Below are 12,915 nucleotides of genomic sequence, written 5' to 3' on the forward strand. Positions count from 1 at the left end.
TACCTAAATAACGGATATGTACTCAAACAAGATCAAGCATTCCCCGCCAACCTCAACCGAGCCGCCTGAGTAAAATCCAACATCCGCTTCAGCGGTCTAACCGCCTGCGGAATCACCGAAGGCTCAACAAAAATCTCATTACTCCCCTCACGCAAGCACTGCAGGGTGCGCTCCAGGGTATTCATCGCCATCCACGGGCAATGCGCACAACTGCGACACGCCGCCCCATTCCCCGCCGTCGGCGCCTCGACAAACACCTTGTCCGGGCACAGCTGCTGCATCTTGTAGAAAATGCCGCGGTCGGTGGCCACGATAAACGTCTTGTTCGGCAACCGCTGCGCCGCCGCAATCAACTGGCTGGTAGACCCCACCGCATCCGCCAACTCGATCACCGACGTCGGCGACTCCGGGTGCACCAGAATCGCCGCGTCCGGGTACAACGCCTTCATGTCCTCCAACTGCTTGGACTTGAACTCCTCGTGCACGATGCACGCACCATCCCACAGCAACATGTCTGCACCCGTCTGACGCTGGATATAGGTGCCCAGGTGCTTGTCCGGCCCCCAGATAATCGTCTCGCCGTTATCCATCAGGCTTTCGACAATCTCCAGCGCACAACTGGAAGTCACCACCCAATCAGCACGGGCTTTCACCGCCGCCGACGTGTTGGCATAGACCACCACCGTGCGCTCAGGGTGCTGATCACAGAATGCCGAGAACTCATCCACCGGGCAGCCAAGGTCCAGGGAGCACGTGGCTTCCAGTGTCGGCATCAGGATGCGTTTTTCAGGCGTGAGGATCTTGGCCGTCTCCCCCATGAATCGCACGCCCGCCACCAATACGGTCTTGGCCGGGTGCGCCGCGCCGAAGCGGGCCATTTCCAGGGAGTCGGACACACAACCACCGGTTTCTTCGGCCAGGGCCTGAATCACCGGGTCGCAGTAGAAGTGTGCCACCAGCACCGCGTCCTGAGCCTTGAGCTCGGCGGCGATGGCGGCGCGGTAGCCCGCCTCTTCTTCGGCGCTCAGCACCTTGGGCTGCTTGGCGTCGAGGTGGGCTTGGACCAGAAGGCGTTCGGAAATTTGCGTCATGTTCGCAAGACCTGCAGGCGCAGTTGCGCGAAAGTCGAGTGTACCACCGGCTCTGGAGCCTTTCGGGCGCCGCCGGACGAAGTGATTGTGTTCATCAAGCACGGTGAAGCTGCGCAAGGCTACAGAATATCGAATGGTTTCAAAAGCCTAATCTGGGATTCGGCCAGGCATGAAAAAGGGAAACCCGGCCAGGGGTTTCCCTTTTTTACAACGACCGGTTTAACCGGGCAAAGCGGACGGATCGTCTTGCAGCAACGCCCACTGATGCATGTTCGCCAGGGCATCCTTCAGGATGGTTTCATCGGCGCCCTTGGCACTCTTGCCTTCCCGCGCCGCATATTCCAGCAGTACCAGGTAGTCGCGATGGCTGGTGGCCTCGTTCGGTACCACGCTGTCTTTAACCAGTCGAGCCATCTCGTATCGCTGGGTGCGGGTGTTCTGGCTGGCGCTTTGGTCCACGGAGGCGTTGGTCAGGAAACCATCCTTGTAGGTGATGTTCGCCGCACTGCTGGCCTTGTCGTCGACCTGCACATAGAGGTAGTTCTGCGACTCGCGCCTGGTATCGAAAGCCGGCGGCTTCCCGCCATCCAGGCCCTGATGAAAACTGGCCTCGAGGCTTGATCGCTGGACCTGATCGATCGTGCGATTGGAGAGGTCATTGCCGCCGATGCGCGTTTTCTGGGAAATCCCATAGGCAAACGTATCGGTTTCCCCTGGGCGCGCCGGGTTGGGGGAGCTGGCCGCCTGGCTGATGGAGGCCTTGAAATCCGCCAGGCCCGTCAGCAGGCCTTGATCTGCCGCGCTGCGGGTCAGCGGCGCAGGCGCTTTGGCGCCCTGCGGGTAGTTGCTGTTCATGGCGGTAAACGCATCCTTGAACATCGCCATCAGGTCAGCATCGGCCTTGCCCCGCGCCTGGGCCTTGTCGAACTGGGCCAGGTAGCTTTTCAGCGCGATTGCCTGTTGCTTGGCGTTGCCGAGGATGCCGGCGTTCTTCAGGTCGACCGAGAGACTCACTTCCCCCGCCGGGCTACTCATGCGCGTGGTGCGGCCCTGGCTGTCCGCATGGAATGCAAGCGTGAGGTCGTCAGTATTGCTCACTTTCAATTTGCCGCTGAGGTCCACCGAAGCCAATACGCTGGAATCAAACTGCGTCAGCTTGCTCAGCTCGAGTTTCGGCGGCTGGGCGGCCAGGCCGTCGATCGCGTCCTGGAAGGCTTCGCCCAACTTGGCGACTTCCTTGAGTTCGGCGGCGCTGAGGGCGCCACCGTCCACCTTCGCCTGCGCGGCCAGGCCTGCGGACTGGCTGGCCAGGCTGAAGGTGACGGTCTTGCCGCTGGCCGTCTTGACGGTCAGGCTGACCAGGTTGTCGGCCTTGCTGTGCAGCAGCGTCTGTTGAACCTTGAGTTCGGCAGGGCTTTGGGTCCTGGAAGCGCTGGTGCTCAGCGCCGACTGGGAAATGTCGGTACCGCTCTTCGCAAATTGCTCGATCAGGGTAGCGCCCAGGCCGCTGAAGCCTGTGCCTCTGGGCAGTGCAGGGAAATTCGTGCTGATCGCTTTGGTGACCGCATCGTCGCTGTCACTTTCCCAGGCATTGATCGGCCCATGGCCGGGCAATTGGCCGTTGCGGGAATACGTCTCGGCTTGAACGTCTACCGTGACATTGCCAAGGCTGACCACCGAGGAAGGTCGCACGGCAGCGGCGTCCGTTTCTGGCGCCTGCGTAGCTGGCGGGGTAACGGCGGGTCGATTGGTAAGGGCGATGGCGGAGCTGATCGGCGAAAGCGTAGTCATGACGATCCCTGTCTTGAGCTGGATTGCAGCCAATTTAACCAAGACAGGGAAGGTTTGGTAGCGCGACCGATACAATTGCTAGCAAAGAGCCATGTAAGAAAACTGACTCTTTGCCCTCTTTCGGTGCATCAGAAGCGGTAAGTCACCGAACCGCCGAAACCGTTGGCGCTGTTTTCATACTTGGCGTCGTAGGTCAGCGCCAGTTGCGGATTATTGTCGCGGACCTTGATCGGCTCTTCTTTCAGGTAGGAATAAGCGACGTCGAAGGTCAGGTTATCCACTGGCGTCCAGCCGGCGCCCAAGCTGAACACCGTGCGATCGCCCGTAGGAATACGTACGGACCGGTCGGTGTTGTTGGTGGGCGTCTGGTCCACCGAAAAGCCGGTACGCAGCACCAGTTGCTTGTTCAACTGGTACGACAGGCCGATGGCGTGAGACCAGGTATCATGCCAGTGCTGTTCTTCGGTGATGGAGTTCAGGCCGGCCAGTTCGGTGGCGAGGTCAGAGACGCCACTGTTGTTGATCGTAATCTTCTTCAACTGGCTCCAGCGGGTGTAGGTGCTGCCGACGTACAGGGTCCAGTCATCGTTGAGTTTATGGGTGACCGAGAAGTCCACGGACGACGGCGTGGTGACATCCAGCTTGGCGTCATACCGCTGCGGGCCGCCATCCACCAGGTCGGTGAGCACCCCCGAGGCGTTGGTTTTGCCCGACAGGTGATACACAACCTGCGAGTGGTAGGTCACACCAATGCGCGTGCTTTCAATCGGCTGCACCAGGATACCGGCGTTGAAACCGGTGGCGGTGTCGTCGCCCTTGACCTTCACGTTTTCCGTGCCGAGGCCAAATGCCGGGACCTTGGAGTCCAGTTCGCCACTGATACGGTTGAAGGTCGGACCGAAGCCCACCGAAACCTTGTCGTTGAAGGCATAGCTGACGGTTGGCTGCACGGTGATGACTTGAACCTTGCTTTTGTTGCCAAAGCCATTGCCCTGGAAGCTGTGTTCATAGTCGGTCACGAGGCCGAACGGCGCGTAGATTCCCAGGCCAAACGCCCAGTGTTCATCAATCGGCGTCACCAGGTAGCCCATCGGTACGGCGATGCCGGGGACCATATCGCCTTTGTTGGTGCCGGGGTTGTCCACGCCACCTTGGCTGGAACTGGCGTCCTTGATGTTCGACTTGGCATCCAGGTAGGTCGCCCCGATGCTCACTTCATTCTGCTTGAGGCGAGACATGCCCGCCGGGTTGCCGAACACCGTGCTGGCGTCATCCGCGGAGGAGGAACGCCCGGCGTAACCGGTCCCCATTGAACTGATGCTTTGTTCGTTGAGGGCGAAACCACCGGCAAACAAGGAAGTGGAGGCAAGGGAAATCGACAGCGCCAAAGCGCTCTTGAAGAGTTTTTTATTCATTATTAGAACTCGAATTATTGGGCAGCGAGAGGAAGCTACCAATCTTCGAGCGGGCAAATTATGAAGAGTTTTTCATGCACAAAATTGTCCGACAATCCTATTTCTTTCAAAGACTTCGACGGTTTTTCCAGCACTTATTCAGACCCCGGAACCTGAATATGACTGACGGGTTTTAATCTCGCCGTCACGCTTGCAGCATGCCGGATTGCCTGCCATCGAATAAGCGTGAAGGCGCTGGTGATATAAGTGTCGCAATGACATGATGACGGCCATTTAACACGCGTGGCAGCACTCAAATGAATAGCACTATCGGGACGGGTCCTGAGACAAACAGCCCACCTGAATCTGGCGAGAGTGATTTGTCCGCCGCGGGCCTCAACCACAGCGAAGCCTTCACCGAACGCGTGCTTGCCAGCATCAACGATTGCATCAAGGTGCTGGACCTCGACGCCCGCCTGACCTTCATGAGCGAAGGCGGCAAGCAGATCATGGAAGTCAGCGACTTCAATGCGATCCGCGGCTGCCCCTGGCCCGACTTCTGGCACGACCAGGGCAATCTCGATGCCAAGGCTGCCGTTGAGGCCGCCAAGGCCGGTCGCAATGCCAGCTTTGTCGGCGCTGCCCACACCCTGGCCGGCAACCTTAAATGGTGGCACGTGAACGTCAGCCCGATCATGGGCAGTGACGGCCTGCCGGAGAAAATCCTCTGCGTATCCCGGGACATCACGCCCCTGCGCGAAGCCGAAGAGTCCCTGCGCAAACTCAACGAGTCCCTGGAACAGCGGGTGGTCGAGCGCACTCGCGATCGCGACCGTATCTGGCGCCTGTCGCCGGACCTGATGCTGGTGGCACAACTCGACGGTGTGATCTCCGCCGTGAACCCGGCCTGGACACGCATGCTCGGCCACGCCGAAAACGACCTGGTGGGCAGCCAGTTGCTGGCCCTGGTTCACCCCGACGACCTGGCCGTCTCATCCTCGGCGGTCAGCCGTTTGGGCGATGGCAAGAACTTCCCCAATTTCAAGAACCGTTACCGCCACCAGGACGGCAGCTACCGCATGATCGCCTGGACGGCCGTGCCCGACAGCGACTACATCCACGCCGTGGGCCGTGATATCCAGGCTGAGGAAGAAGCCAAGGAAGCCCTGCGACTGTCGGAAGACGCCCTGCGTCAGTCACAGAAACTGGAAGCCATCGGCCAACTCACTGGCGGTGTCGCACATGATTTCAATAACCTGCTGACGGTGATCAAGTCCTGTGCCGACTTGCTCAAGCCACCTGCCCTGAGCGAAGCACGCCGCGTGAAATACGTGGAAGCCATCGCCAGCACGGTCGATCGCGCGGCCCGCCTGACGGCCCAGTTGCTCACATTCGCCCGCCGCCAGGCTTTGCGACCCGAGGTGTTCAACGTCGGCGAAAGTGTAAAGCGGGTGGGCGAGATGATGGACAGCCTGACCGGTTCACGGGTCAAGGTAAGCATCCAGGTGCCTGACGACGCCTGCTTTATCAACGCCGACGAAAGCCAGTTCGATACCGCGCTGGTCAACATGGTGGTGAACGCCAGGGATGCCATGGCCGGCAACGGGCATTTGACCATCACCGTTTCGACGGCAAGCTGGCTACCCTCGGTTCGCGCTCACCCGGTACGTGTCGCCGATTACGTGACCATCGAACTGGCGGACACCGGCTCGGGTATCCCGCCGGAAAAACTCGACGCGATCTTTGAGCCCTTCTACACCACCAAGGGTATCGGCCAGGGCACCGGCCTGGGCTTGTCCCAGGTGTACGGCTTCGCCAAGCAATCAGGCGGGGAAATCCTGGTACAGAGCGAGTGCGGCAGGGGTAGCCAATTTACGCTGTACCTGCCCAAGGTCGAGCCAAGTGCCATGCCGGTACCTCAAGACACCAGCGTTTCGCCCATCATCTCAGGCTTGTGCGTGCTGATGGTCGAGGACAACGCCGATGTGGGCCTGTACACCTCGCAAACCCTGGAACAGATGGGCTTTCACGTGCTGTGGGTGCCGGATGCGAACAGCGCGCTGGAAGCCCTGGCCCCCAACCCGGAAAGCTTCCAGGTGGTGTTCTCCGATATCTCCATGCCCGGTATGAGTGGCCTGGAGTTGCTGGACGCAATCGAAGCCTTGTACCCATGGCTGCCGGTGGTGCTCACCACCGGCTACAACGACGAATACGCGCGTATCGCCCAGGAAGAAGCCAGCCGTTTTGTCTTGCTGCAAAAGCCGTATTCCACCGAGGTGCTGGCCCTGCTGCTGCAAAAAGTCGTCAAGAGCCGCCTGCCCCTGGTCGCACAAGGCTAGACCGCAGGCCGGGTCGTGTCCGGAACATTCCCCATCTCCAGGGCCAGATCCAGCCAGGCCCGCGCCGCCGGTGGCAAGTGCGCCTGTCGCCGCCAAGCCAGGGCGATGTGCCAATCAGTCTGGGGCTCGTCCAGCTGGATCAGGGCGATGCCGGCGTGCAGGTGTTTGTAAGCCAGCATGCTCGGTAGAAACGCGACACCCAGGCCTGCGGCAACCAGGTCGACGATAAAGTCGATCTGGGCACTGCGGGCGGTGATACGCGGGACTACGCCTCTGCGCTCGCAGGCTGTGAGAATGATCCGGTTAAGCGCAAACCCGGCCTCGAACAGAATAAAGGGCGAGTCAGCCAGGTCGGAAAAATCGACGCTTTTGCGCCCGGCCAAAGGATGGTCAATCGGCATCACCACCATCAGTGGCTCGACGCGCACATCCTGATATTCAAATTCTCCCGCCACCGGTACCAGCAACGCGGCCAGGTCCACCTCCCCGGCCTCCAGGCATTCGCCCAACTTCTTGCTGCCATGCTCGATCAGCTCGATCTCGATTTCCGGATAGCGCTGCCGATACAAGGCAAACATCGCCGCAAACAGCACCCCACTGCCCACCGGCGGCAAGCCGATGCGCAATACACCGCGCTTGAGCCCCAGCAAGTCGTTGATCTCGGCCACCAGGTCACTGCGCTCCGCCAGCAACACCAGCGCTCGGCGGTAGGCAATTTCGCCGGCGGCCGTGAGCTCGCTCTTGTGGCCGATGCGATTGAACAGCGGCGTGCCCAATTCATCTTCCAGAGTCTTGACCGCCTTGCTGACGGTAGACTGGGTGAGCGAAACCACCTCGGCTGCTTGTGAGAAGCTGCCCTGGCGAACTACTTCGACAAAGGCCAGCAACGTACGAAGGTTCATGAGTATTCCGTTTGCGACTTGATTCAAGTTGGAAAAGTTGTTTTTACCATGAAAGGCCTTTGTCTATCCTCACCCCACCGTTTTCTTCACTCGGGGCATCACTGTTCATGATCATTTCGTCTGCATCGGATTACCGCGAAGCCGCCCGCCGCAAACTGCCGCGTTTCCTGTTCGACTACATCGACGGCGGCGCCTACGCCGAACACACCCTCAGGGCCAACAGCTCGGACCTGTCGGATATCAGCCTGCGCCAGCGCATCCTGCGCAACGTCGAAAGCCTGAGCCTTGAAACCACGTTGTTCGACCAGCCATTGGCGATGCCGGTGGTCCTCAGCCCGGTGGGCCTGACCGGCATGTTTGCCCGGCGTGGTGAAGTCCAGGCGGCGAAGGCGGCAGCGAACAAGGGCATTCCGTTTTGCCTGTCGACCGTTTCCGTGTGCCCGATCGAGGAAGTGGCGTCCCAGAGCCCGCAATCGATCTGGTTTCAGCTGTATGTGCTGAAAGACCGCGGCTTCATGAAAAACGCCCTGGAGCGCGCCCAGGCCGCCGGGGTGAAAAACCTCGTGTTCACGGTCGACATGCCCACCCCCGGCGCGCGTTATCGCGACGCCCATTCGGGTATGTCCGGTGCCTACGGGCCGCAACGCCAAATCCTGCAGGCCATGACCAAACCGGCCTGGGCCTTCGATGTGGGCCTGCTGGGTCGCCCCCACGACCTGGGCAACATCTCCAAGTACCTGGGCAAGCCCACCCAACTGAAGGACTACATCGGCTGGCTGGCCAACAACTTCGACCCTTCCATCAGTTGGAAAGACCTGGAGTGGATCCGCGAATTCTGGAAAGGCCCGATGATCATCAAAGGCATCCTCGACCCACAGGATGCCAAGGACGCGGTGAGCTTTGGTGCCGACGGCATCGTCGTATCCAACCACGGCGGGCGCCAGCTTGATGGCGTGCTGTCCACAGCCAAGGCACTGGCGCCTATCGTACAAGCCGTGGGCAGCGATCTGACGGTGCTGGTGGACTCCGGCGTACGCTCGGGGCTGGACGTGGTGCGCATGCTCGCGCTGGGCGCCAAGGGCGTTCTGCTGGGCCGTGCACAGGCTTACGCACTGGCCGCCGACGGGCAGCGTGGCGTGGAGAACCTGCTGGATATCTTCGCCAAGGAAATGCGCGTGGCCATGACGTTGACCGGAGTCACGTCGATCGCCCAGATCGATGAGTCGATCCTGGTGCGCAGCCAGGGTTGATCAGTGCAGCGACCTCGGAGCATCCCTTCCGGGGTCGCCCACAGATATTTCTAAATGTTTCTTCATAAAGCCAAACCGTCATTAAACAGACACATTTCAGGAATTAAATCGTCACGTCCCAGGCAGGTGGGGCCCTCCACCTGCCCCCTTCCTTTGAGGTGTCGTCGTGATGTTGCTGACCAAAAAGAGTCTGTCAGTGTTGTTCACTGCCCTGTGCCTGAGTGGTGTCGCTCACGCCACTGACGTCACGGGCGCAGGCTCCAGTTTTGTCTACCCGGTGCTGTCCAAGTGGTCCCAGGAATACAGCAAAAGCTCCAGTGACCGGATCAACTACCAGTCCATCGGCTCCGGTGGTGGTATCGCCCAGATCAAGGCGGCTACCGTGGACTTCGGTGCGTCCGACGCGCCGCTGTCGGCGGATGAACTGAAGGCCGGCGGCCTCGGCCAATTCCCAAGCGTGATTGGCGGCATCGTGCCGGTGATGAACGTCGAGGGCGTTGCAGCTGGCCAGCTGAAACTCGATGGTGATGTGCTGGCGAAGATCTTCCTCGGTGACATCAAGGCCTGGAACGACCCGGCGATTGCCGCCCTCAACCCCGGCTTGAAACTGCCGGGCGCGAATATCACCGTGGTCCACCGCTCGGACGGCTCGGGCACCTCGTACAACTTCACCAACTACCTCTCCAAAGTCAGTGATGGCTGGAAAACCAAAATCGGTTTCGGCACCACCGTGCCGTGGCCGGTCGGTGTGGGCGGCAAGGGTAACGAAGGTGTTTCGGCCTACGTGAAGCAGATCAAGAACTCCATCGGCTTTGTTGAATACGCCTACGCCCTGCAAAACAAGATGACCTACGCCTCACTGAAGAACGCGTCCGGCAAATTCGTCGAGCCCAACGCCAAGGCCTTCCAGGCAGCGGCTGATACTGCCGATTGGGCCAACGCCCATGACTTCAACCTGATCATGACCAACGCACCGGGCGAGAACGCGTGGCCGATCACGGCGACCACCTGGATCATCATGTACAAGCAGGCAAAAAACGCCGAGCAAAGCCAGGCCGCTTTCAACTTCTTCAAATGGTCGTTGGAGAAAGGTCAGCAGCAGGCTGCGGCATTGGACTACGTAGCGTTGCCCGATTCCCTCGTGACCCGGATCGAAGGTTACTGGAAGTCTGACTTCGCCCACTGATCCGCCTCTATAGCCCCCTTCCTCAAGCATGTGCATGCTTGATGGAGGCGGGTGAGCACTTCTGATATGAACGACACCGTGCAATCCCTGGTTATGACTACTCACGCAAGCGACGTGTCGGGTGATAGCCGCGCCGCTCGCGATCAGCGCCACGATCTGTGGTTCAAACGCTCGATGTTCGGGGCCGCGATGCTGGTGCTGCTGCTCTTGGCAAGCATCGCCGCCTCCACCCTGTGGGGCGGTGGCCTGGCCTTCAAGACCTTCGGTTTCGGTTTCATCACCAGCACCGAGTGGGATGCGGTCAACAACCACTTTGGCGCCCTGGTACCGATCTACGGCACCTTGGTCACCTCGTTGCTGGCGTTGCTGATTGCGGTGCCGGTGAGTTTCGGCATCGCGATTTTCCTCACCGAAGTGGCGCCGCCCTGGCTCAGAATGCCGGTCGCCTCCGCCGTTGAATTGCTCGCGGGCATTCCCTCGATTATCTATGGCATGTGGGGCCTGTTTGTTTTCGGGCCCTTTATGGCTGAACACTTGTCACCCTGGATCAACGATTACCTGGGTGCGCTTCCGTTTATTGGATCGCTGTTCCAGGGGCCACCGCTGGGCATCGGGATGCTGACCGCCGGCATCGTGCTGGCGATCATGATCACGCCGTTCATCACGTCGGTGATGCATGAGGTTTTCCGCAGTGTGCCGACTCAATTGAAGGAGTCGGCCTACGCACTGGGCAGTACTACCTGGGAAGTGGTGTGGGACATCGTCCTGCCCTACACCCGTTCGGCAGTGATCGGCGGGATCTTTCTCGGCCTCGGTCGCGCCCTGGGTGAAACCATGGCCGTCACCTTCGTGCTGGGCAACGCGCAACAGTTCTCCGCCTCGTTGCTGATGCCCAGCAGTTCCATCGCGTCCGTCATCGCCAACGAGTTCAGCGAGGCGTACACCGACCTGCATCGTTCGGCGCTGATCGCCCTGGGCTTCCTGCTGTTTATCGTGACATTCGTGGTGCTGGCACTGGCGCGGCTGATGCTCATGCGCCTGTCCCGCAAGGAGGGCCTATGAGCAGCAACGAACGCCTGTACCGCAAGCGTGCCTTGAAGAACCGGGTGGCCATGCTGCTCAGTTGTGGCGCGACAGTCTTTGGCCTGCTGTGGCTGGCGTGGATTCTGCTGACCACCATCATCAACGGCTTTCAGGCGCTCAACCTGCGCCTGTTTACCGAGATGACGCCGCCACCCGGAACAGACGGCGGCCTGGCCAACGCGTTTTATGGCAGCGCCCTGATGTCCGGGATTGCGCTGCTGATTGGCACGCCCATCGGACTGATGGCCGGTATCTGGCTGGCGGAATTCGCACGGCACTCGCGCCTGGGTACCACGGTGCGTTTCATCAACGACATCCTGCTGTCCGCGCCGTCGATCGTGCTGGGCCTGTTCATCTACACCGGGGTGATCCTGCCGCTGAACCTGCTGACCAATCACCAGGTAGGTTTCTCCGCCATTGCCGGTGCCCTGGCGCTGGCCTTGCTGGTGATTCCGGTGGTGGTGCGCACGACCGACGAGATGCTCCAGCTGCAACCTTCCACCATGCGCGAGGCGGCCCTGGCCCTGGGCGTACCCCAGTGGAAACTGACGTTGCAGATCGTGTTGAGAGCGGCCAAGGCCGGCGTGGTGACCGGCATCCTGCTGGCGCTGGCGCGGATTACCGGGGAAACCGCGCCGCTGCTGTTCACCGCCTTCGGCAACCAGTTCTGGAGCAGCAACCTGCTCAAGCCGATTGCCAGCGTGCCGGTGGTTATTTTCCAGTACGCCATGAGCCCCTTCGATGACTGGCACTCCCTCGCATGGGCAGGCGCCTTGGTACTGACGATGTTCGTGCTGGTGCTGAGCTTGCTGTCTCGCCTGATTCTTTTGCGCAATAGGTCCCACTGATGCAATCGACCCGCCTTGATCCTGAAAAAACCAAAATCCGTGTCCGTGGGTTGGAGTTTTTCTACAACAACCAACGTTCGCTGAAATCCATCGACATCGACATTCCGGAAAAACGCATCACCGCGATCATCGGCCCATCGGGCTGCGGCAAGTCGACCTTGCTGCGGGTGTTCAACCGTATCTACTCGATGTACCCGAAGCAGGAAGCCCGCGGTGAAGTGCTGCTCAATGGCGAAAACATCCTCGCCCCCGGCTACTCGATGAACCGCCTGCGCAGCCACGTCGGGATGGTCTTCCAGAAGCCGGTGCCGTTCCCGATGTCGATCTACGACAACATCGCCTATGCCGTGCGCCACCACGAAAAGCTGTCGCGCCGGGAAATGGATGATCGAGTCGAGCAAGCCTTGCGCGGCGGCGCGCTGTGGGATGAGGTGAAAGACAAACTCAAACAAAGCGCCCAGAGTCTTTCAGGCGGACAACAGCAACGCCTGTGCATCGCCCGCACCATTGCGCTGCGCCCGCAAGTATTGTTGCTGGATGAACCGACCTCGGCGCTCGACCCGATTTCCACCGGGCGCATCGAGCAGTTGATCACCGAGCTGAAAGAGCAATACACGGTGATCATCGTGACCCACAACATGCAGCAGGCCGCCCGGGTGTCGGACAGCACGGCGTTCATGTTCATGGGCGAACTGATTGAGCATGGCAATACGGATGAGATCTTCACCAAGCCGAAGATGAAACAGACCGAGGACTACATCACCGGGCGGTTTGGCTAGCTTTAACAAAAAAGCCGATCACTCTCTGTCGCGAGAGTGATCGGCTTTTTACTGGGCAAAAAAAAACCCGGAAATCCTCACTTGCGTGGGCCTTCCGGATTTTCTAAACCGCCAAAAATGGTGGGTCGTGTGGGATTCGAACCTACGACCAATTGGTTAAAAGCCAACTGCTCTACCAACTGAGCTAACGACCCGCTGTGTGGTGGCGCGTATAATACTGATTTCTAAGGATTATTCAACACCTTATTTAAA

The 12,915-nt window shown here is 59.9% G+C and carries 10 protein-coding genes and 1 tRNA gene; 6 read left to right on the forward strand and 5 right to left on the reverse strand.

From position 1 onward, the window contains the following. Nucleotides 1-32: 32 nt before the first annotated feature. The 3 genes from nadA to HX801_RS08040 all read right to left on the reverse strand — a co-directional run bounded on the left by nadA (nt 33) and on the right by HX801_RS08040 (nt 4,297). Nucleotides 33-1,091, reverse strand: a complete 1,059-nt coding sequence (gene nadA, locus HX801_RS08030; RefSeq protein WP_003209852.1) for a quinolinate synthase NadA — start codon at nt 1,089-1,091, stop codon at nt 33-35. A 219-nt stretch (nt 1,092-1,310) separates the two neighbouring features. Then, nucleotides 1,311-2,882: a lactate dehydrogenase gene (locus HX801_RS08035; RefSeq protein WP_218166016.1), complete on the reverse strand. Its 1,572-nt coding sequence runs from the start codon at nt 2,880-2,882 to the stop codon at nt 1,311-1,313. 128 nt (nt 2,883-3,010) lie between these two features. Continuing rightward, on the reverse strand, nt 3,011-4,297 hold the full coding sequence (locus HX801_RS08040; RefSeq protein ID WP_003209847.1) for an OmpP1/FadL family transporter: 1,287 nt from the start codon (nt 4,295-4,297) through the stop codon (nt 3,011-3,013). A 359-nt stretch (nt 4,298-4,656) separates the two neighbouring features. On the opposite strand from HX801_RS08040, the gene HX801_RS08045 reads away from it, so the two are divergent. Then, nucleotides 4,657-6,615: a PAS domain-containing sensor histidine kinase gene (locus tag HX801_RS08045; protein WP_177021869.1), complete on the forward strand. Its 1,959-nt coding sequence runs from the start codon at nt 4,657-4,659 to the stop codon at nt 6,613-6,615. Here the strand turns inward: HX801_RS08045 and HX801_RS08050 are convergent. Further along, nucleotides 6,612-7,517 carry a LysR family transcriptional regulator gene (locus HX801_RS08050; RefSeq protein WP_003209844.1) on the reverse strand — a complete coding sequence of 302 codons (906 nt, stop codon included), beginning with the start codon at nt 7,515-7,517 and terminating at the stop codon, nt 6,612-6,614. The two genes, HX801_RS08045 and HX801_RS08050, sit on opposite strands and share 4 nt — an antisense overlap. Nucleotides 7,518-7,624: 107 nt before the next feature. Here HX801_RS08050 and lldD point away from each other — a divergent pair, with 107 nt between their 5' ends. The 5 genes from lldD (at nt 7,625) to pstB (ending at nt 12,663) form a co-directional block, all read left to right on the forward strand. Beyond that, on the forward strand, nt 7,625-8,767 hold the full coding sequence (gene lldD, locus HX801_RS08055; protein WP_003209842.1) for an FMN-dependent L-lactate dehydrogenase LldD: 1,143 nt from the start codon (nt 7,625-7,627) through the stop codon (nt 8,765-8,767). A 169-nt stretch (nt 8,768-8,936) separates the two neighbouring features. Continuing rightward, a complete protein-coding gene (pstS, locus tag HX801_RS08060) occupies nt 8,937-9,953 on the forward strand; it encodes a phosphate ABC transporter substrate-binding protein PstS (RefSeq protein ID WP_003209841.1) in 1,017 nt (338 codons plus the stop codon). Nucleotides 9,954-10,019: 66 nt separating this feature from the next. Beyond that, nucleotides 10,020-11,015 (forward strand): phosphate ABC transporter permease subunit PstC, encoded by a 996-nt coding sequence (gene pstC / locus HX801_RS08065; protein WP_177021878.1) that lies wholly within the window; start codon nt 10,020-10,022, stop codon nt 11,013-11,015. Then, nucleotides 11,012-11,884, forward strand: coding sequence for a phosphate ABC transporter permease PstA (pstA, locus tag HX801_RS08070; protein ID WP_003209837.1), 873 nt, complete (start codon nt 11,012-11,014; stop codon nt 11,882-11,884). Before pstC ends, pstA begins: the two co-directional genes overlap by 4 nt. Continuing rightward, nucleotides 11,884-12,663 carry a phosphate ABC transporter ATP-binding protein PstB gene (pstB, locus tag HX801_RS08075; RefSeq protein WP_003209835.1) on the forward strand — a complete coding sequence of 260 codons (780 nt, stop codon included), beginning with the start codon at nt 11,884-11,886 and terminating at the stop codon, nt 12,661-12,663. Before pstA ends, pstB begins: the two co-directional genes overlap by 1 nt. A gap of 118 nt (nt 12,664-12,781) precedes the next feature. Here pstB and HX801_RS08080 read toward each other — a convergent pair. Further along, nucleotides 12,782-12,857: transfer RNA gene (locus HX801_RS08080), tRNA-Lys, on the reverse strand. Nucleotides 12,858-12,915: the final 58 nt, after the last annotated feature.

The sequence above is a fragment of the Pseudomonas sp. G1002 genome (assembly GCF_013385455.1).
Lineage (GTDB): Bacteria > Pseudomonadota > Gammaproteobacteria > Pseudomonadales > Pseudomonadaceae > Aquipseudomonas.

Excerpts from the sequence above, each read along its gene's own strand:
- pstA (WP_003209837.1), top strand. The coding sequence starts at position 11,012 with ATGAGCAGCAACGAACGCCTGTACCGCAAGCGTGCCTTGAAGAACCGG.
- pstB (WP_003209835.1), top strand. The coding sequence starts at position 11,884 with ATGCAATCGACCCGCCTTGATCCTGAAAAAACCAAAATCCGTGTCCGT.
- pstS (WP_003209841.1), top strand. The coding sequence starts at position 8,937 with ATGTTGCTGACCAAAAAGAGTCTGTCAGTGTTGTTCACTGCCCTGTGC.
- HX801_RS08050 (WP_003209844.1), bottom strand. The coding sequence starts at position 7,517 with ATGAACCTTCGTACGTTGCTGGCCTTTGTCGAAGTAGTTCGCCAGGGC.
- nadA (WP_003209852.1), bottom strand. The coding sequence starts at position 1,091 with ATGACGCAAATTTCCGAACGCCTTCTGGTCCAAGCCCACCTCGACGCC.
- HX801_RS08040 (WP_003209847.1), bottom strand. The coding sequence starts at position 4,297 with ATGAATAAAAAACTCTTCAAGAGCGCTTTGGCGCTGTCGATTTCCCTT.
- pstC (WP_177021878.1), top strand. The coding sequence starts at position 10,020 with ATGAACGACACCGTGCAATCCCTGGTTATGACTACTCACGCAAGCGAC.
- lldD (WP_003209842.1), top strand. The coding sequence starts at position 7,625 with ATGATCATTTCGTCTGCATCGGATTACCGCGAAGCCGCCCGCCGCAAA.
- HX801_RS08035 (WP_218166016.1), bottom strand. The coding sequence starts at position 2,882 with ATGACTACGCTTTCGCCGATCAGCTCCGCCATCGCCCTTACCAATCGA.